General features: G+C 61.5%; 19 protein-coding genes and 1 riboswitch. Of the genes, 9 read left to right on the plus strand and 10 right to left on the minus strand.

Annotated features, from left to right (window positions below):
- Positions 1-34 precede the first annotated feature (34 nt).
- Both E5180_RS11805 and aroC read right to left on the minus strand, forming a co-directional pair.
- Positions 35-1,012 (minus strand): DMT family transporter, encoded by a 978-nt coding sequence (locus E5180_RS11805; RefSeq protein WP_138924547.1) that lies wholly within the window; start codon positions 1,010-1,012, stop codon positions 35-37.
- A gap of 101 nt (positions 1,013-1,113) precedes the next feature.
- Positions 1,114-2,214, minus strand: a complete 1,101-nt coding sequence (gene aroC / locus E5180_RS11810) for a chorismate synthase (protein ID WP_138924548.1) — start codon at positions 2,212-2,214, stop codon at positions 1,114-1,116.
- Between the two features lie 92 nt (positions 2,215-2,306).
- Positions 2,307-2,405: riboswitch (TPP riboswitch) on the plus strand.
- Positions 2,406-2,439: 34 nt separating this feature from the next.
- Between aroC and thiB the strand changes: the two genes are divergently transcribed.
- Genes thiB through E5180_RS11825 form a run of 3 tightly spaced genes read left to right on the plus strand, consistent with a single transcriptional unit; the run spans position 2,440 to position 5,628 of the window.
- A complete protein-coding gene (gene thiB / locus E5180_RS11815) occupies positions 2,440-3,417 on the plus strand; it encodes a thiamine ABC transporter substrate binding subunit (RefSeq protein WP_138924549.1) in 978 nt (325 codons plus the stop codon).
- Positions 3,393-4,949 (plus strand): thiamine/thiamine pyrophosphate ABC transporter permease ThiP, encoded by a 1,557-nt coding sequence (locus E5180_RS11820; protein WP_138924550.1) that lies wholly within the window; start codon positions 3,393-3,395, stop codon positions 4,947-4,949. Before thiB ends, E5180_RS11820 begins: the two co-directional genes overlap by 25 nt.
- Complete coding sequence (locus E5180_RS11825; protein WP_138924551.1) at positions 4,936-5,628, plus strand: thiamine ABC transporter ATP-binding protein; 693 nt, start codon at positions 4,936-4,938, stop codon at positions 5,626-5,628. The genes E5180_RS11820 and E5180_RS11825 overlap by 14 nt, the downstream gene beginning before the upstream one ends.
- Here the strand turns inward: E5180_RS11825 and E5180_RS11830 are convergent, their stop codons facing one another.
- The 3 genes from E5180_RS11830 to E5180_RS11840 are packed head-to-tail and all read right to left on the minus strand — an operon-like array spanning position 5,629 to position 8,357.
- Complete coding sequence (locus tag E5180_RS11830; RefSeq protein WP_138924552.1) at positions 5,629-6,213, minus strand: exopolysaccharide biosynthesis protein; 585 nt, start codon at positions 6,211-6,213, stop codon at positions 5,629-5,631. It abuts the gene before it with no gap.
- Positions 6,214-6,227: 14 nt separating this feature from the next.
- Positions 6,228-7,082: an SDR family oxidoreductase gene (locus E5180_RS11835; RefSeq protein ID WP_138924553.1), complete on the minus strand. Its 855-nt coding sequence runs from the start codon at positions 7,080-7,082 to the stop codon at positions 6,228-6,230.
- A 12-nt stretch (positions 7,083-7,094) separates the two neighbouring features.
- Positions 7,095-8,357, minus strand: a complete 1,263-nt coding sequence (locus E5180_RS11840; protein WP_138924554.1) for a glycosyltransferase family 4 protein — start codon at positions 8,355-8,357, stop codon at positions 7,095-7,097.
- A gap of 114 nt (positions 8,358-8,471) precedes the next feature.
- Between E5180_RS11840 and ade the strand changes: the two genes are divergently transcribed.
- The 6 genes from ade (at position 8,472) to msrA (ending at position 14,246) form a co-directional block, all read left to right on the plus strand.
- Complete coding sequence (gene ade / locus E5180_RS11845) at positions 8,472-10,274, plus strand: adenine deaminase (RefSeq protein WP_138924555.1); 1,803 nt, start codon at positions 8,472-8,474, stop codon at positions 10,272-10,274.
- Positions 10,271-11,734, plus strand: a complete 1,464-nt coding sequence (locus tag E5180_RS11850; RefSeq protein WP_138924556.1) for an AMP nucleosidase — start codon at positions 10,271-10,273, stop codon at positions 11,732-11,734. Before ade ends, E5180_RS11850 begins: the two co-directional genes overlap by 4 nt.
- A 129-nt stretch (positions 11,735-11,863) precedes the next feature.
- The gene (locus tag E5180_RS11855) at positions 11,864-12,154 is read left to right on the plus strand and encodes an HU family DNA-binding protein (RefSeq protein WP_254700461.1); all 291 of its coding nucleotides are present in this window, start codon (positions 11,864-11,866) and stop codon (positions 12,152-12,154) included.
- 145 nt (positions 12,155-12,299) lie between these two features.
- On the plus strand, positions 12,300-13,169 hold the full coding sequence (locus E5180_RS11860; protein WP_138924557.1) for a DMT family transporter: 870 nt from the start codon (positions 12,300-12,302) through the stop codon (positions 13,167-13,169).
- 121 nt (positions 13,170-13,290) lie between these two features.
- Positions 13,291-13,740 (plus strand): peptide-methionine (R)-S-oxide reductase MsrB, encoded by a 450-nt coding sequence (msrB, locus tag E5180_RS11865; protein ID WP_138924558.1) that lies wholly within the window; start codon positions 13,291-13,293, stop codon positions 13,738-13,740.
- Positions 13,737-14,246, plus strand: coding sequence for a peptide-methionine (S)-S-oxide reductase MsrA (gene msrA, locus E5180_RS11870; protein ID WP_138924559.1), 510 nt, complete (start codon positions 13,737-13,739; stop codon positions 14,244-14,246). The genes msrB and msrA overlap by 4 nt, the downstream gene beginning before the upstream one ends.
- Positions 14,247-14,300: 54 nt before the next feature.
- Here msrA and E5180_RS11875 read toward each other — a convergent pair whose 3' ends face one another.
- The 5 genes from E5180_RS11875 to E5180_RS11895 form a co-directional block, all read right to left on the minus strand.
- A complete protein-coding gene (locus E5180_RS11875) occupies positions 14,301-16,307 on the minus strand; it encodes a hydantoinase/oxoprolinase N-terminal domain-containing protein (RefSeq protein WP_138924560.1) in 2,007 nt (668 codons plus the stop codon).
- A 61-nt stretch (positions 16,308-16,368) separates the two neighbouring features.
- On the minus strand, positions 16,369-17,427 hold the full coding sequence (gene queG, locus E5180_RS11880) for a tRNA epoxyqueuosine(34) reductase QueG (protein WP_138924561.1): 1,059 nt from the start codon (positions 17,425-17,427) through the stop codon (positions 16,369-16,371).
- A gap of 15 nt (positions 17,428-17,442) precedes the next feature.
- On the minus strand, positions 17,443-18,108 hold the full coding sequence (gene fzlA / locus E5180_RS11885) for an FtsZ-binding protein FzlA (protein WP_093731617.1): 666 nt from the start codon (positions 18,106-18,108) through the stop codon (positions 17,443-17,445).
- Between the two features lie 61 nt (positions 18,109-18,169).
- The gene (mtgA, locus tag E5180_RS11890; protein WP_138924562.1) at positions 18,170-18,916 is read right to left on the minus strand and encodes a monofunctional biosynthetic peptidoglycan transglycosylase; all 747 of its coding nucleotides are present in this window, start codon (positions 18,914-18,916) and stop codon (positions 18,170-18,172) included.
- A 27-nt stretch (positions 18,917-18,943) separates the two neighbouring features.
- Positions 18,944-19,657 carry an SGNH/GDSL hydrolase family protein gene (locus E5180_RS11895; RefSeq protein WP_138924563.1) on the minus strand — a complete coding sequence of 238 codons (714 nt, stop codon included), beginning with the start codon at positions 19,655-19,657 and terminating at the stop codon, positions 18,944-18,946.
- Positions 19,658-19,755: the final 98 nt, after the last annotated feature.

The following is a 19,755-nucleotide window of genomic DNA, read 5'->3' on the forward strand; positions in this document are numbered from 1 at the left end:
GAATTGCAATCCTGACACGCATTTTCGCGTGCTGTCAGCTTGGGGTTCCTTGGGGGGTGCTGCTCGCCTTGGACTTGGACCGGTCCAGCCCCAATTGCCGTTCCCGCCAGATGATCGCGGCACCGCCCGCAATGACCAGACCGGCCCCGATCAGGATCGCAGGTGTCGGGATTTCGCTGAACAACACCCAGCCGATCAGCACCGCGAAAATCATCGAGGCATAGTCGAATGGGGCCAGCATCGACACTGGCCCATAGCGATATGACGCGGTGATCATGATCTGCGACACCCCGCCGATCATGCCCGACAGGATCAACAACGCCGAGACCGGCCAACCGGGATTAACCCACCAAAGCGGCTCCCAGTTGATCACCATCCCTGCGGGCAGGGTAAAGAACGAAAGGCAGGTCGCGGTGAGTGAAAAGTAGAACACGATGGCCGCCGTGCTGTCGGTTTGCACCAGACGGCGCACGTGGATCTGGACAAGCGCACGCATGATCGACGCAGCCACCACCATAATCGCGCCCATCATCGCCAGTTGCGACACGCTATCCTCCTCCACGGTGAAGCGGGGGTACAGAACGATCAACACCCCGATCAACCCGATCGCGACAGCGGACAGGCGGAACACACGCACCTGTTCGCCCAAGAATATCGCGGCAAAGATCACGGTGAACAGCGGCGTGGCATAGCCGATAGCCGTCACCTCTGGCAGGGGCAGCAGGCTTAGCCCCGCAAAGGTCAGCGCCATCGCCGTTGTCCCGAAGATACCGCGCCAGACGTGCCCCATCAGGTTGCTTGGCTTTAACCCGTCGCGCAGGTCACCGCGTTGCCACAGCCATAGGATGATCATCGGAAAGGCAAAAAACGACCGGTAGAACACGGCTTGGGCGGCGGGCACGGTGTCCGTCGCGATCTTGATGAGGGCTGCCATGACCGAGAACAGAAAGACCGCCCCCAGTTTAAGGGCGATGGCCCGGCCGGGGCGGTGCTCTGTCGTGGTGCTTTGCATGGCGAATACTTGCGCCTGTGCGTTTCAAGTTGCAAGACCCGGCGTCAACCTGCGCGTGTTATTCCCACCCATGTGCGGAAAATCCGAGCGTCCTGTGCGACTTAGCCGATGACGCCCTGATTTTCGCCGACCTGACCGCGATGCAGCAGCATATGATCCAGCAGCACACAGGCCATCATCGCCTCGCCCACGGGCACGGCGCGGATACCAACGCACGGATCGTGGCGACCCTTGGTGATGATCTCTGTGTCTTCGCCAGATTTGGTGATCGTTTTGCGGGTGGTCAGGATGCTCGACGTCGGTTTGACCGCGAAACGCAGCACGATATCTTGGCCGGTGCTGATGCCGCCCAGAATACCGCCCGCATGGTTCGACGAATAGACAGGGCCGTCGGCACCCATGCTGATCTCGTCTGCGTTCAACTCTCCGGTCAGCATGGCGGCGGACATGCCTTCGCCGATCTCGACGCCTTTGACGGCGTTGATGCTCATCATCGCTGCGGCCAGATCGGTGTCGAGCTTGCCATAGACCGGCGCGCCAAGGCCCGCGGGCACGCCGCGTGCCGTTATCTCGATGATCGCGCCAACGGACGATCCTGACTTGCGCAGACCGTCCAGATACGCGGCCCAGTCGTCAGCCGCTTTGGCGTCGGGCACCCAGAAGGGGTTCTGTTCAATCTGGTCCCAATCAAACGTATCTCGGTCGATTTTATGCGGGCCCATCTGCACCATGTAACCGGTGATCTGCACTTTCGGGGCAATCGCCTTGATCGCCTCGCGGGCGAGGCCGCCTGCGGCCACACGCGACGCGGTTTCACGTGCCGATGACCGCCCGCCGCCGCGATAATCGCGGATGCCGTATTTCTGGAAATACGTGATGTCGGCGTGACCGGGGCGGAACTTGTCTTTGATGTCGCCGTAGTCCTTGGACCGCTGGTCGGTGTTCTCGATCATCAGCTGGATCGGCGTGCCGGTGGTGACGCCTTCGAACACACCTGACAGGATCCGCACCTCGTCCGCTTCGCGGCGCTGCGTGGTGTATTTGTTCTGGCCGGGTTTGCGCTTGTCCATCCACTGCTGGATCATCTCTTCGGTGATCGTCACACCGGGGGGGCAGCCGTCAACCGTGGCCCCCAAAGCAGGCCCGTGGCTTTCGCCCCAGGTGGTCACGCGGAAAAGATGGCCAAAGCTGTTGATCGACATGGGATGTGCTCCTTTGGCGGTGATCCTTAACGGGGGCAGGACCATGCCTCAAGGGGTTTCACCTTGCGCGTGGGCCACAGGCGTTCTACCGATAAGGCACCTCGGGGGGCCAATAGGCTGAGATGTGCGCGCACGGACCCGTTGAACCTGAACCGGTTAACACCGGCGGAGGGAAGGTCTGGACACACCTCCAACGCTTTCTGACGCCGCATTTTGGAGGATGCCATGAAGTATCTTACACTTGCTGCCACCACACTTTTCGCCACCTCGGCGCTGGCCGAGACGCCTGAACTGGTGGTCTATACCTACGATAGCTTTGTCGCCGAATGGGGCCCCGGCCCGGTGATCGAAGCTGCCTTTGAAGCAGAGTGTGCCTGTGATCTGAAATTCGTCGGCATGGGCGATGGCGCGGCGCTGCTGGCGCGGCTCAAGCTGGAAGGCGCGCGTTCTGACGCCGATCTGGTACTGGGGCTTGATACCAGCCTGATCGCGGCGGCCAAGGAAACAGGGTTGTTCGCGACTGCCACAGTTGATGCGGATTACGACCTGCCCGTCACATGGGAGGACGACAGCTTTGCCCCCTACGACTGGGGCTATTTTGCCTTTGTCCATAACGCCGATCTGACACCGCCTGCGAACTTTCGCGCGCTGGCCGACAGTGACCTCAAAATCGTGATCCAAGACCCGCGGTCCTCTACCCCCGGTCTGGGTCTGCTGATGTGGGTCAAGGAGGCTTACGGCGACGAGGCCCCCGCGATCTGGGAAGGTTTGGCGGATAACGTCGTGACCGTGACCAAAGGCTGGTCCGAAGCCTACGGCCTGTTCCTTGAAGGCGAGGCCGACATGGTGCTGAGCTATACCACGTCCCCCGCCTACCACCTGATCGCCGAAGAAGACGCGACCAAAGCCGCCGCCGCTTTTGACGAAGGGCACTACATGCAAATCGAAGTCGTCGGCAAACTGGCGGGCACCGACCAGCCCGCGCTGGCCGATCAATTCATGCAGTTCATGGTATCTGACGCCGCGCAATCTGTGCTGCCCACGACCAACTGGATGTACCCCGCCGTTACGCCCCAAGGGGGTCTGCCAGAGGGTTTCGACCAGTTGATCCAGCCGGGCAAGGCGCTGTTGATCCCGAACGATGACGTGCCCGCCCTGCGCGAGGAAGCATTGGCCGAATGGCTTTCCGCTCTCTCGCAATAAGCACCAAGTCCGGCATCAGCGCCGCCCTTTTTGTGGCGGCGCTGATCCTTGTTGCGGTAGTGGCCGTGCTGTGGCGGGCCGAGTTCGGCAGCGGGCTTGGCCCCGCCGATTGGGCCGCGATCCGGTTTACCGTGCTACAAGCCGTGCTTTCTGCGCTGCTTTCTACCGCGCTGGCGATCCCTGTGGCCCGTGCGCTGGCGCGGCGGCGCTTTGTCGGGCGCGGGCTGCTGGTGACGCTGCTTGGGGCGCCGTTTATCCTGCCGGTGATCGTCGCCGTGCTGGGGGTGCTTGCGGTGTTTGGCCGCGCGGGCTGGCTGAATGCGGGTCTGGCGCTGGTCGGACTGTCCGGCATCTCTATCTACGGGCTGCACGGAGTCGTGCTGGCACATGTCTTCTTTAACCTGCCACTGGCAACGCGACTGCTGTTGCAGGCGTGGCAAACCGTGCCCGCTGAACGTTTCCGGCTGGCAGCGCAGCTTGACCTTACCCCCCGCGCCGTGTTCCGCAGCATTGAACTGCCCCTGCTCCGCCAGATCCTGCCCGGCACAGCGGCGTTGATCTTTGTGATCTGCCTGACCAGTTTTGCCGTGGCCCTGACACTGGGCGGCGGCCCCCGTGCCACCACGATCGAGCTGGCAATCTATCAAGCGTTCCGTTTCGACTTTGACCTGAACCGCGCGGCACTGCTGTCGCTGGTGCAGCTTGGCCTTGCCGGTAGCACAGCGGCGCTGGCGTTGTGGATCATCCCCGCCATCAGTCTGGGGGGCGGGCAGGACCGCCCGCTACAACGGTGGGATGCACGCGGCGGGCTGCAACGGGGGCTGGATGCGCTGTTCATCACACTGGCGGCGGGGTTTTTGTTGTTGCCACTGGCCTCGGTCGTGCTGCGCGGGGTAATCGGTCTGCCGCAGATGCCTGTCAGCGTATGGCAGGCAGCGGGAACCTCTGTCACCGTGGCGTTGATCAGCGTGGGGGTGTTGCTGGTGCTTGCCCTGCCCCTCGCGGGCTGGATTGCAACCCGCGCCCGCGGCGGCATAGAGGCAGTGGGCCTGTTGGGTCTTGCCGCATCGCCGCTGATGATCGGCACCGGCTGGTTCATTCTGATCAACCCTGTCGCCAGCCCTTTTGCGCTGGCCTTGCCCGTGACGGCGCTGGTCAATGCGCTGATGGCCCTGCCCTTTGCGCTACGAATTCTGGTGCCCCGCCTGCGCGACACGGTTCAGGTTTACGGCAGGCAGGCGCAAATGTTGGGGCTGCGCGGTTGGCCGCTTTGGCGTTGGCTGATCTTGCCACGGCTGCGCCCGCAGATCGGGTTTGCCGCAGGGTTGACCGGTGCGCTGTCGATGGGCGATCTGGGGGTCATCGCCTTATTCGCTGACCCTGACAGTGCGACCCTGCCGCTACAAATGTACCGGCTGATGGGGGCCTACCGGATGGAGGCCGCCGCCGGTGCGGCACTGATCCTGTTGGCGTTATCGCTGGGGATTTTCTGGATATTCGACAAGGGAGGGCGCTGGCATGCTGACGCTTGAGACCGCGCAGATTACCCAAGGCAGCTTTGCCTTGCACGCCGACCTGACCATTGCACCTGCGCAAACCTATGCGGTGATCGGCCCCTCGGGGGCGGGGAAATCGACACTGCTGGGGGCGCTTTGCGGATTTATACCGTTGAGCAAGGGCAAGCTGCTCTGGCAGGGCGCGGACATCACCCACGCCGCCCCCGGCGCGCGACCCATGACGATGCTGTTTCAGGACAACAACCTGTTCCCCCACCTCAGCGTCTTGCAGAATGTCGGCCTTGGCCTGCGCCCCGACCTGCGGCTGCGCAGCACCGAACAGTCCCGCGTAGAAGATGCGCTTGCGCGGGTCGGGCTGCAGGATATGGCAACACGCAAACCTGCGGAACTGTCGGGCGGGCAGCAAAGCCGTGTGGCGCTGGCGCGTGTGCTGGTACAGGCGCGCCCGCTGGTGTTACTGGATGAACCCTTTGCCGCACTGGGTCCTGCCCTGCGCAACGATATGCTTGATCTGGTGGCAGAGCTGGCCGCAGAAACCGGCGCAGCGCTGATCATGGTGACCCACGCCCCCGAAGACGTGCGCCGTATCGCGGATCAGGTGATCTTTGTCGAAAGCGGCACTGCGCAGGCACCGCAGCCCGCTGTAGCACTTATGGATAATCCGCCCGACGCGCTGCGTGCCTATCTTGGGTGATCAGAACACAATGGTGTAAAAGCTCAACGACGTGATCAGGATCATCAGATAGCCGAGCAGCACATAGAGCCCATCGCGGGTAAACAGGCCAAAGGCAAATAGCGCCACAGTGCCGCCGCCAAGCGAAGAGGCGAAGGGTACGAATTCCAGCAACGGCCAAGCGACCGGCATAACCACGCAAGTAACCAGGGTCAGCAGCCGCATCGGCCCCGTGGTCAGGAACTGAAGCCGCTTGCCCGAGTGACGGTCGAAAAACGCCGCGGGCTTGCGCAGCCACTTGACCCCGAACTGCAATCTCGAAGATTTCACTTCGCGGCGCAGCAGGAACTGCGGCAGCCACAACCGTTTGCGCCCATAGACCGCCTGCGCCGACAGAAGGATGATGACCAGCGCCATAAAGCTGGACACGCCGAACACCCCTGACAGGGGGGACACCAGCAACAACGCCGCCAACAGGATAAACGGAAGCAGGGACCGCTCTCCGAATTCATTCAACACGTCGTCTATCGTTACGGTGTCGTGGCGGGCTGCATGTTCCACTCCATCCAGCAGATGGGTCAGACTTCGCTCGTCAGTATCTTGCATCTGCCCCCCAAAGGTCAGCCGTCTTGTTCAATCAATGCCGCAAGCCCCGATCGATAGGTCGGGTACTGCGGTACCCAGCCCAACGCCTGCTTGGTGCGGTCGTTCCGAACCTTCTTGCTTTCCGCGTAAAAGCTGCGGGCCATCGGGGTCATATCGGCCTCTTCAAACGGGATCGCGGGGGGCACGGGCAGGCCGAGCAGTTCCGCCGCGTGAGCGATCACATCCTGAGGCGGCGCGGGGTCGTCGTCGCACAGGTTATAGACAGCCCCCGCATCGGGGCGCTGCAATGACAGCTCAAGCGCTTGGGCAATGTCTTCGACGTGGATGCGGGAAAACACCTGCCCCTGCTTGATGATCCGCCGCGCCGTACCGGCACGCACCTTGGCAAAGGGGCCGCGCCCGGGGCCATAGATGCCCGCCAAACGAAAGATATGCAGCGGCAAATCAGGGATCGCCTGCCACCGCGCCTCTGCCGTGACCCGGGCACGCCCGCGCTTTGTCGATGGTGTGAGAGGCGTGTCTTCGTCCACCCAATCGCCCGCGTGATCGCCGTAAACGCCCGTGGTCGACAGATAGCCAACCCACCGTAGATCGATGGCCGCGCGGGTGACCGCATCTTCCACCGCATTCAACACAGGGTCGCCAGCACTGTCCGGTCCGGCGGAGACAAGCACGTTGGGAAACTCTGCGATCAACGCGCCCAGATCAGCGCCGGGCCAAACGATCGGCTCTACACCCGTGGCGGCAATGGCGTCGGCCTTGTCAGCGCTGCGCGTGGTGCCGACGATACGCCAGCCCTGCGGCACCAGACGCGCCGCCAATGCGCGCGCGCTAAAACCGTGACCGATTGAAAGCAGCGTTTTGTCCATGGGACGTCCTTTCTATGTCGTCGTCTTGGGCAGGTTGATCCGCTGGCCTTTGGGGACCAACGCATTCATCTGCGCGATATGTTCCGGCAGGCACTTGGACAAAAAGTCATACGTCTTGACCACATGCGCCCGTGCCGCAGGCCCTAAATGCGCATATCGCGTCGGATGGGCCAAGACTTCTGCCACCTGATCGCCCAGCGCATCGGGATCAAAGAAATCGCACAGCAGGCCGGTTTCGCCATGGGTAATCGCCTCGCGCACGGGGGCCACATCAGAGCCGACAATCGTCGCGCCCATCGCCATCGCTTCGAGCAGGGACCACGACAGCACAAACGGCATCGTCAGATACAAATGGCAGCGGCTGATCTGCACGACCTTCTGGTAATCCTCGTAAGGCAGCTTGCCCAGAAAATGCACGCGGGACCAATCCACGTCCTTGCCAACCTCTGCCTCCATCTCGGCGCGCAGCCCGCCGGGGTGTTTACTTTTGCCGCCATAAGACGTGTCATTCCCGCCCACCACCAGCACCCGCGCATTGGGCCGTTGTTTCAGGATGCGAGGCAGCGCCCGCATGAACACATGGAATCCCCGCGTGCGTTCAAGGTTGCGCGATACGAAGGTCAGCACCTCGTCGTCCTTCGTCAGTACGTGGTTCAGCCGCCCGAGTTTCAGCGTCACCGACGGGTTCGGGCGCAGCTGATCGGTGCGTATCCCATCGTGGCAGACATAGAGCTTGCGATGAAAGCTTTGCGGGAAACGGTCGCGCTGCCAGTAGGTCGGGCTTAGCCCCACATCAACGGTTTCGATATTCGCCAGCGGCACGGCGTTGCGCGCATGCAGCAAAAACGGCGTGTTCTCGGTCACGGGCTCTTCGGGGTCAAAGCCCACGGGCCCGCCGGTTTCGCTGTAATAGTATTCGAAAAAGCCGATGATCGGGACATCGGGCCATATCTGTTTGAAAAACGTCAGCTCCCCCCACCCCACGTGTCCCACGACAATATCCGGCTTGAACCCTTCGCTGCGTTCGATCTGCTTGGCCGCACGGGCAGCGCCCAAACCGTTGCCCGTGGATTCCTCCCAGTTCTTTGACAGCCCATAGGCGTTCTCTGCCGGTCGGTGATGAGTCTTGTAGACCCGCGTTTCGACGCCATCAAAGCGGGGCGGGTTCTTGCGTTGGGTCAGAAAATAGATCTGGTGCGCACGTTGGTCGGCCAGCCATTGCACCAGCTCGCGGTATTGGCCGGGCATATTCTGGTGCACAAACATAATCTTCATGGGATAGCCTTACGTGCTGTTGGTCGCCCACAGTTAGCCCAGTCGGCATGGACAGTGCAAACGTCACAAAGCCTCGTGCTTGAACCTCGGGCAATCTTCGTGTCAACGTCAGGTATGAAAGAACACACATTCCCCTCATGGCCCGATGTGGCTGAACAACTGGTCGCCGTCGCAGCGGGACGCAGCGCTGCGGATACGATCATCACCGGCGGTATCTGGGTCAACGTGCATACGCGCGAAACCCTGCCGGACCATGACATCGCGATCAAGGCGGGCCGGATCGCCTTTGTCGGGCCGGACGCCAGCCATTGCAAAGGCGATGCGACCAAGGTGATCGAGGCCAAGGGCCGCTATATGATCCCGGGGCTGTGCGACGGGCATATGCACATCGAAAGCGGCATGTTGACACCTGCGGAATTTGCCCGCGCCGTAATCCCCCATGGCACCACGTCAATGTTCACCGACCCGCACGAGATCGCCAATGTGCTGGGGCTGGAAGGCGTGCGCATGATGCATGACGAAGCCTTGATGCAGCCGGTGAATATCTTCACGCAAATGCCATCCTGTGCGCCCTCCGCCCCCGGCCTCGAGACCACCGGCTTTGAAATCACGGCAGAGGATGTCGCCGAGGCGATGCACTGGCCCGGTATCATCGGTCTGGGCGAGATGATGAACTTCCCCGGTGTGACGGCGGGCGACCCCAAGATGCTGGCCGAGATCGCGGCGACGCAACGCGCGGGCAAGACCGTGGGCGGGCACTATGCCTCGCCCGATCTGGGACCTGCCTTTGCTGCCTATGTGGCGGGCGGTCCGGCGGATGATCACGAAGGCACCTGCGAGGCAGACGCGATTGCGCGGATGCGTCAAGGGATGCGGTCGATGATCCGGCTGGGGTCTGCTTGGTACGACATCGAGACGCAGATCACCGCGATTACCGAAAAGGGGCTGGATTCGCGCAATATGATCCTGTGCACCGATGACTGCCATTCCGGCACCTTGGTGAATGACGGCCATATGAACCGCGTGGTGCGCCATGCCATCGACTGCGGCTGCGACCCTTTAATTGCGCTGCAAATGGCGACGATCAACACCGCGACGCATTTCGGGCTTGAACGCGAGATAGGGTCGCTGACGCCTGGACGACGTGCAGATGTGATCCTGACCTCTGACCTGAAAACCCTGCCCATCGAGACGGTGATCGCGCGCGGTCAGATCGTGGCCCAAGATGGTGCCTGTCTGGTGGAGTGTCCGCATTACGACTGGCCGCCCCATGCCCGGCAAACCGTGAACATGGGCAAAGACCTTGGCGCCGATGATTTCCAGATCACGGCGCCTGCGGGGGCCAATGCTGTTACCGCCAATGTGATCGGCGTCGTCGAAAATCAAGCCCCGACCCGTGCGCTGAAATTCGAACTGCCCGTGACCGAAGGGCGCGTGCAATCCACGGGCGAGGTCTGCCAGATCGCGCTGGTTGAACGGCATCGCGGCACGGGCACTGTTGTCAACGCGCTGGTGTCTGGCTTTGGGTATCAGGGGCCGATGGCGATGGCGTCTACTGTGGCCCATGACAGTCACCACATGATCGTGGTGGGCACTGATACCGACAATATGGCGATGGCCGCGAACCGTCTGCGCGACGTCGGCGGCGGGATCACCATCTTTAAGGACGGCGCAGAGCTGGCCATGGTCGAACTGCCGATCGCTGGCCTGATGTCCGACAACCCCGCATCCGATGTCGCCGCCAAGACCGAAGCGATGATGCAGGCGATGCGCGATTGTGGGTGCACGTTGAACAACGCCTATATGCAGCATTCCCTTCTGGCACTTGTTGTCATTCCCGAATTGCGCATCTCTGACCTCGGACTGGTTGATGTGCGCAGTTTTGAATTTATTCCTTTGTTAGAGCCTGTTTCATGACCAAAATCCTGACCCCAGATGCCCGCCCCGCCGAACAATTCACCGACGCTGCCGCCGCCGTTGCGCGCCTGATCGAACTTTACAGCCAAGCAACGGGTTTCCTGAGCGAACATTTCCAGAAAGCGATGGATAGTGCGGCCCCCGAAACACGGATCAGGGCGTTCTACCCCGAGATCCGGTTCACCACCTCCAGCTATGCGCAGGTGGATTCGCGGCTGTCCTTTGGTCATGTGTCGTCGCCCGGCACGTTTTCGGCGACGATCACGCGGCCCGAACTGTTCAAACACTACCTAACGCAGCAAATTGGGCTGCTGATTGAAAACCACGGTCAACCCGTGACGATCGCTGTGTCGGATACTCCTATTCCGGTGCATTTCGCGGTTTCCAATGATGACAGCGTGACGATCCCGCAGGAAGGCGCTGCCGATTTCACCCTGCGCGATGTGTTTGATGTGCCGGACCTGAGCACCACAAATGACGATATCGTAAACGGGACCTATCTGCCCGTGGACAATGTACGCCCGCTGGCCCCCTTCACCGCGCAGCGTGTCGATTATTCGCTGGCACGGCTAACGCATTACACCGCCACCGATCCCGACCATTTCCAAAGCCACGTATTGTTCACCAATTACCAGTTCTACGTCACCGAGTTCGAGGAATACGCCCGCGCCATGCTGCGTGACCCTGATAGCGGCTACACGTCCTTCGTCTCTACCGGCAACGTCGAGATTTCGGACGGCGACGCGCCGCTGCATGCGTCGGTCAAAACACCGCAGATGCCGACCTATCACCTGAAACGCGCGAACGGGTCGGGCATCACGCTGGTTAATATCGGCGTCGGACCGTCCAACGCAAAAACCGCGACGGACCACATCGCCGTGCTGCGCCCCAATGCGTGGCTGATGGTTGGTCACTGCGCTGGCCTGCGCAACACCCAAGCGCTTGGGGATTTCGTGCTGGCGCATGGCTATCTGCGTGAAGACCACGTGCTGGACGACGATCTGCCGGTCTGGGTGCCGATCCCTGCGCTGGCGGAAATCCAGATCGCACTGGAAGACGCCGTTGAACAGGTCACCCAGCTTGAAGGCTACGAGCTGAAACGGATCATGCGCACAGGCACCGTCGCCACCATCGACAACCGCAACTGGGAACTGCGCGATCAATCCGGTCCGGTGCAGCGGCTTAGCCAGTCCCGCGCCGTGGCGCTGGATATGGAAAGTGCCACGATCGCAGCCAACGGCTACCGGTTCCGTGTGCCCTACGGCACGTTGCTTTGCGTCTCTGACAAACCGCTGCATGGCGAATTGAAACTGCCCGGGATGGCGTCGGATTTCTATAAAACGCAGGTTGCGCGGCACTTGATGATTGGTATTCGGGCGATGGAACAACTGCGCGATATGCCGTTAGAGCGGTTGCATAGCCGGAAATTACGCTCTTTTGACGAAACTGCCTTTCTCTGAAGGTCGAAATCGGCTGAAAACAGCATGTTTTCACGGTTTCTTGCGACCTATTCGTTGTGTTCATACACAACATACCGTTACATTCTGCCCGTGAGGCCCTAATCCGGGCGGACGAAGGAGAAAAACAAGATGGCAACTAAACCAATGACAAAAACCCAGCTCGTCGCGGCTTTGGCTGAGGAAATGGGCGAAGACAAGAAATCGGCAAGCGCGGCACTGGACGCGGTTTGCGCGTTGATCACCAAAGAAGTTTCCGGCGGTGGCGCTGTGACCCTTCCGGGCATTGGCAAAATCTATTGCCGCGAGCGCCCCGAGCGTATGGTGCGCAACCCCGCCACTGGCGAACAGTTCAAGAAAGAAGCGGACAAGGTCGTCAAGATGACCATCGCGAAAGCGCTGAAAGACAGCGTTAACGAATAAGACTGTTCACAGTCTATTCTGACAAAGGGTCGCCCGCGGGGCGGCCCTTTGCGTTTGTGGCGGGTCTATGTTGCATCAAAAGCGCTTGCCCCTTCGGACCGACTGCGAAACTCTACGGCACCATACCGACCTGAAAGGCTTCCTCATGGATATACGCGCAATTCTCATGGGGCTGGCTTTTGCGGTGATGTGGTCGTCGGCGTTCACCTCGGCCCGGATCATCGTCGCAGATGCGTCCCCCCTTATGGCGCTGTCAGCGCGGTATCTTATTTCCGGCCTGCTGGGTGTCGGGATCGCGCTGGCGCTTGGCCAGACATGGCGGCTGACGCGCGCGCAATGGCGCGCCACCATCGTCTTCGGCATCCTGCAAAACGCGATCTATCTGGGTCTGAACTTTGTGGCGATGCAAACGGTGCAGGCGTCATTGGCCGCGATTGTCGCCTCGACCATGCCGCTTCTGGTCGGACTGGCGACATGGCTGTTTCTGGGTGAAAAGCTTAGGCCGTTGGGCATCGCAGGGTTGGTCGCCGGTGTGATCGGGGTGACAATCATCATGGGTGCACGGATTGGCGGCGGCGTTGATTTGACGGGGCTGCTGCTGTGCGGGGTCGGTGTGATTGCGCTGTCCGCCGCGACCTTGCTGGTGCGCGGTGCTACATCCGGCGGGAACTTCATGATGGTGGTCGGCTTGCAAATGCTGGTTGGCTGCGTCGCGCTGACCTTTGCAACCGTGCTGTTTGAAACGCCACGCATCACCCCAAGCTGGCCGCTGGCGCTGGCGTTCCTGTACACCTGTCTGGTGCCGGGGCTGTTGGCCACGGTGGTCTGGTTCTGGCTGGTCAACCGCATCGGGGCGACCCGCGCTGCGACCTTCCATTTTCTCAACCCGTTCTTCGGGGTCGCGATTGCCTGGTTGTTGCTGGGTGAACCTTTGGGCCCCCAAGATATCCTTGGCGTGGCCGTGATCGCCTTGGGTATCCTTGCAGTGCAGGTCTCGCGCCAGCGCCGCACCTGACCCCGCGCCCCTTGGGCTGAACCACCACAAGGGGGTCACAGATCAGTGCGCCGGTGCAATACCCCTTTGAAAAACGCGCGCAGGCCCCATTTAATATATCAAACCGCAAAGGAGCCCTTCCATGCCCACCTATGAAAAGACCGACGCCGCCCTTAACGCTTTGTCGCCCGAAGAATTCCGTGTCACCCAGCAAGACGGCACCGAACGTCCGGGCACGGGCAAGCTACTGGATAACAAAGAACCGGGCATCTATGTCGACATCGTCTCGGGGGAACCGCTGTTCGCGTCCTCTGACAAATACGAATCCGGCTGTGGTTGGCCGAGCTTTACCAAACCCATCGAACCGGCCCATGTCAGTGAATTGCGCGACGCATCGCTGGGGATGGTCCGCACCGAAGTGCGCAGCGCCCATGGCGACAGCCATCTGGGTCACGTCTTCCCCGACGGTCCCGCAGACCGTGGCGGACTGCGCTATTGCATCAATTCCGCCTCGCTGCGCTTTATTCATCGTGACGACATGCAAGACGCAGGCTATGGCGATTATATCAACCAAGTGGAGGATGTAGCATGAGCGAACAACGCGCAGTACTGGCCGGAGGATGCTTTTGGGGCATGCAGGACCTGATCCGCAAACGCGAAGGGGTTGTGTCGACCCGCGTGGGCTATTCGGGCGGCGACGTGCCCAACGCCACCTACCGTGACCACGGCACCCACGCCGAGGCGATCGAGGTGACGTTTAACGACGACGTAATCAGCTATCGTGACCTGTTGGAACTGTTCTTCCAGATCCACGACCCGACAACTATGAACCGTCAAGGCAACGACCGCGGCCTCAGCTACCGTTCCGCGATCTATTTCGTAGACGAAGATCAAAAAGCCACGGCGCTGGACACGATTGCAGACGTCGAAGCATCGGGCATCTGGCCCGGCAAAGTCGTGACCGAGGTCGAACCCGTCAGCGATTTCTGGGAAGCAGAGCCAGAGCATCAAGATTACCTTGAGCGTATCCCAAACGGCTATACCTGCCATTTCCCGCGTCCCGATTGGGTGCTGCCCAAACGCGCGGCAGCGGAATAACACAACGAAACGGCGCAGCCCCATAGGGTTTGCGCCGTTTTCTTTGAGGGGTGTCTAGACCAATGCGACCCTCGGTCGGCCCGTCGCTTCAACCGTGAGCACCGCTTCGATAAAGACCTTGCGGCTTTCGACTTCGGCATAGCGGATATCGCGCTGCACCTCGGTTTGCATGTCGACCACGCCCGCTGCCCGTGCCGCTGTCTCTGCCTTTTCCCGCAGCGTGTTTTCAAGCGTTTCAAGCGCCTGTGTCTGATCGGTAAAATCCTGCGGCCCGTCGGTCAGATACACTCTGAACCGCCCCTCTGCCGGGGACGTCACCGTGCCGCTTTCCCGCATGGTCACCCGCCCGACGACAGCGCCAATGGCATTTGCCACTGCGGCGTGTTCAGGCAGGATCATCTGCGTGCGCAGCCGTTCGCCCACCGCCGGATAATAGGCCGCAGCAGAGGCCCCAAGCCCGATCACCGGCACGTTCAACGCGGCTTCGATCCGCACAAGCCCTGCGTGACCCCGCAACCCGCGCTGCAACAGTTCGTGCCGGGCAAGCGTTTCGGGTTCTGCATCAAAGGCAGGGTCTTCCTCGGCCAGCGTCGCCTCTAGCAACGCCAGACTGGTCTGTTCGGTCAATTGATCCACGATCATCTGCGCCATAACGGCAGGATCAGGGGCCAACATCTGCCCCGCCCCTGTACGCCGCCGCCCGAACAGCCGCAGCGCCTTCTGCGCGGCCTCTGCGTCCCACGCATCCACGCGGCCCAGCGCATGGCTCGCATCCGAAGGGGTGACGCCGGCAAGCTGGACCAGCCCGCGTTCGACCAACCGTTTGAGGGCACCGGTTTCAATCCGCGCGCGCACGATTTCCGCCATCGGGTGCAGCCCATCGCCGATGCGTTCCAGCAAGGCTTCCTCGCGCACGGTGATCCCCTCGCGGGTTTGTCCGGAAACCGCACGCACAAAGCGCCCGTCATATTCGCCAGGCGTGGTGCTGCGCAGCTGTGCATCCAGTGCGGCGTGAACAACATCCGGCGCCTCTGTTGCGATCAAGGCCACGGGCAAGACCCGCTTTGGCCCCAGCGTCACGCCGCCTTGCAACCCTTCGGTCAGGAAATGGACCTCGCTGTCGCCCCCCAGACCGGTGGTGCGCATGGCGACGGCCTCTACCATCGTGCGGTAGCTGCCGACGCGGGCACCTGCGGGGTCAATCGCCGGCCGTCCGTCGCGCAGCAGGGCCACATCCGTGGTGGTGCCGCCGATATCACTGACCAACGCATGTGCCGCGCCGGTCATCCACCGCGCCCCGACAATCGAGGCCGCAGGCCCGCTGAGAATCGTTTCAATCGGTCGCGCACGCGCCTGTGCCGCAGAGATCAGTGCCCCATCGCCGCGTACGACCATCAACGGGGCCGTCACGCCGATGTCAGTCAACACATCCTCGGCGCGGCCAATCAACCTGTCGATCATCCCGATGAGCCGCGCATTCAGCACCGCCGTCAGCGCCCGTTTCGGCCCGTTGAGCTTGGCCGACAGTTGATGCGAGGCCGACACAGGCCGGCCCGTCACCTGCGCCACAAACGCAGCAACCCGCTGTTCGTGGACAGGGTTGCGCGTCGCAAACTGACTGGCGACCGCGAACCCGCTGACCTGCGATTCTTGCGCAGTCAGAAACGCGACCAGCGCGTCTTCGTCCAGCGGGGAAAGCTCTGCGCCTGCGTGGTCATGTCCGCCGCCCAAGATCAGATAGGGATCACCGTTCAGGGCCTCTGCCAGCCCGTGCGCCTGAAGATCACGTTCTTTGAAACCGACATAGATCAGCGCCACGCGCCCGCCCTGCCCTTCGACCAATGCATTGGTTGCCAGCGTGGTGGATAGCGACGCCATCGCCACCTGACCCGCTGAAACATCAGCAGCCTCCAACACGCGGCGCACGGCTTGCCCCACACCGATGGCCAGATCGCCGCGGGTGGTCAGCGCCTTGGCCGAAGCGATCACCGTGGTTTCATCCCGGATCAGTACCGCATCCGTATAGGTGCCGCCCGTATCCACCCCAAGCAAAAGCGCCATTCAATTATCCTTGCACCGTTTTCCTAGGGTTTACCTGTTCCCGCGCAGCGGTCCAGCCCTGTCAGCCGTGGTTTTCGCCAAGACGCGTCACAGCCCATTGTGCAGCATCAACAACTGTGGCGTCAGGATCGTCCAGCAGACCCTGTGCCACAGGGACCAGCCGCGCCTGACCGGAGTTGCCAATGGCGTAAAGCACGTTGCGCATGAACCGGTTGCGCCCGATCCGCTTGATCGGCGACCCACTGAACCGCAGCCGGAACGCGGCATCATCCAGCGTCGCCAGCCCTGCCAGATCAGGGGCACCGACACCGCCGTGATAGCGCAGATCGCTCGCCGCGACGGCGAACTTGTTCCACGGGCAGGCGGCAAGGCAATCGTCACAGCCGTAGATGCGGTTGCCCATCTTGCTGCGCAATTCCAAATCGACCGGCCCGTTGTGTTCAATCGTCAGATAGGAAATACAGCGCCGCGCATCCAGTTGATAGGGCGCGGGAAACGCATTGGTCGGGCAAGCCGTGAGGCATGACCGGCACGACCCGCAGTGATCCACCTCTGGCGCGTCGGGGGTGAAATCCAATGTGGTGAAGATCGCGCCAAGAAAGGCCCAGTTCCCCCAGTCGCGGCTAAGCAGATTCGTGTGCTTGCCCTGCCAGCCCAGCCCCGCCGCCTGCCCCAACGCTTTTTCCGGCACGGGGGCTGTATCGACAAAGACTTTCACCTCGCAAGGTTCTTGCGCCACCAGCCAGCGCGCCACCCGCTTGAGCCGTTTCTTTACGATGTCGTGGTAATCGCGTCCCTGCGCATAGACCGACACGCCTGCCTTGTCGGGGTGGTTCAGCACCTCGGTCGGATCGTATTCAGGCGTATAGCTCTCGGCCAGCATGATCACCGACCGCGCTTCGGGCCAAAGCGCTGCGGGGTTGCCGCGCCAGGCCATGCGGTCGGCCATCCATGACATCTGCCCGTGGTACCCTGCCTCGACAAAGGCCTGCAGCCGTTCGGGCACCTCGGGCACTGCATCGGGTCGGCAGATACGGCACGAGACAAAGCCCTCGTCCAGCGCCTGCGCCACCAACCGCCCCCGCAGGGCGTCCGTATCAACCGCCGGTGTCACAGACATCCGGCGGGGTGCGGACTAGAAATCAAGGTCATTGTAGTGTTTCGGCGGTGGGAAGCCGGGCACCTGATCGGCCAGCAACGACCGGAACGCCGGGCGGGATTTGATCTTGGCATACCAGTCCTTGACCACGTCGGACCGGTTCCAGTCCACATCCGAGATATAATCAAGCGAGGACAGATGCGCCGCCGCTGCGAAATCGGCCAGCGTCATCACGTCGCCCGCCAGCCAGCGCCGGTGGTCCAGCAGCCACGCCATATAATCGATGTGGTATTTGATCGCCTTGGCCCCGTCCTTGACGTTGCGGCTGTCAGGAAACCCCTGCTTCATCACCTTTTTATTCACCCGCTCGTACAGCAGCTTTGAGGTGACTTCGTCGTGGAACTTGTCATCGAACCAGCTGACCAGACGGCGGACTTCAAGCCGCTGAATCGGATCACTGGGCATCAGCGACGGCTCGGGGCGGGTTTCTTCGATGTATTCACAGATCGCAGCGCTTTCGGACATGATGATGCCGTCGAGCTGTAAGACGGGGACTTTACCCGCAGGGTTGCGACGCATGAAATCTGGGTCTTGCTCCCAATACCGCTCTTCGACGCGTTCTACCTCGATCTTCTTCTCGGCGAGGCTCAGCCGGACTTTGCGGCAGAACGGCGACAGCGGGACGTGAAACAGGCGGGCCATAAAGGGGTTCCGGTACTAACAAACAAGGGTTTCATCCTCATGCCCGTCTTGGTTGGGTTTTTCAACTCTCGAAACAGGCTGCCCGCCCGTCCTTGCTGATTGTCGCCGCACCATCACGGATTTGGGCACTGCGCTTGCGCACCGAAGCGGACGGTCGCGTGGCAGAGCGCGTTTTGGGCGAGGGCAGGATCGCGGCCAGCCGTGCGGCTTGTGTCGCCGTCAGCTTGGCGGGAATCACCCCGAAATAATGTTGCGCCGCTGCATCGATACCAAAGATGCCTTCGTCAAACTCGGCGACGTTCAGATAGACCTCGATGATCCGTCGTTTGGTCCAGACGGTTTCGACCAGCGGCGTGATGCCGGCCTCAAGCGCTTTGCGCAGCCAAGTGCGCCCGTGCCACAGATAGACATTCTTGACCGTCTGCTGCGAGAGGGTAGAAGCGCCACGGTTCGACCCTTCGGCAATAGCGCGCTTGATCGCAGCCAGATCAAAGCCCCAATGATTGCAGAAATTCGCGTCTTCTGCCGCCACCACAGACCGTGCCATGACAGGGGCCACTTCTTCCAGCGCGACCCATTGCTGGTCGACGCCCCCCAACCTGCGGCCTTCGCTGAACATATAAGGCGTGGTTGGCGGGTTAAGCACCGCAAACAGCAGCACCATTGCGACCAACAGGCCAAGCACGGTCAGCACCAGCTTGAACGCGCCCCTGACGACGCGCCGCTTCAACGACCGCAGCTGCGCCGCGGGTGACGGCGGCTTTGCCCTGGTCTTGCTTTTGGATTTCGAAGATGCGCGTTTTGCCATAGCCATCAGCTATATCGCGCAACGCGCTTATTGTGAACGGGCACTGCGGGCGGAAATTCCTTTTGCCAGATAGGCTCCGATCAGCGCCGATGCCTTGGGCGACGGGTGGGTGTTGTCGCTGGCAAAGAGGCTGGGGTCATTGCGGTCGATCACCAATTCGGAATCAAGAAACGTCACCCCCGGCGTCTGTGCGGCAAAACGCGCAATGCGGCGTTCCAGCAGCACCAGATCATCGCGGCAGCCTTCGAATGACCCTTTGCCGTTGCCGGCGTAATATCCCATCCACATCACCTGCGCACCGCTGCTGCGCAAGCGGGACAGAAAGGCCGGAACCTCTCCGCTGGCCGCATCCGCACCGATCAGCGTGTCGACCACCGGCGTGCAAGCCCCGCATTTGCAATCGTTGAGCCCCAGATCATTGGCACCGCCATTGACGATAATCCAGTTCCAGCGCCCGCCGGGGTATTGGTCCTGAATGTCGAACCCCACGGCAGACAAAAGCGTGCTGTCATTGCTGAACTGCGCGCCCGGGACGGCCTTGCTGATCACATCACGATCAAGCGCTGTCGCCATCGCATCGGGGATCGCCTGATCGTTCGATCCGTTCCACGCCATCACGGAATCACCGATCACCAGAATATCGCCGCCGCCCTTGGGCGTGCGGTCGGTACAGGCCGACAGGGTCAGCCCCAACATCAGCACAGCCATTAGCCCTGCGCGCGAGAGTATAGATTTGATCATCGTCCAACTATAGACCGCATCCGGCCACGGTAAAGCGTATCAACCCGACAAAAGAAATCGGGCGCGAGGTTCCCCCCGCGCCCGATTCTTTCACTCGT

Source organism: Sulfitobacter sp. BSw21498, assembly GCF_006064855.1.
GTDB lineage: Bacteria > Pseudomonadota > Alphaproteobacteria > Rhodobacterales > Rhodobacteraceae > Sulfitobacter.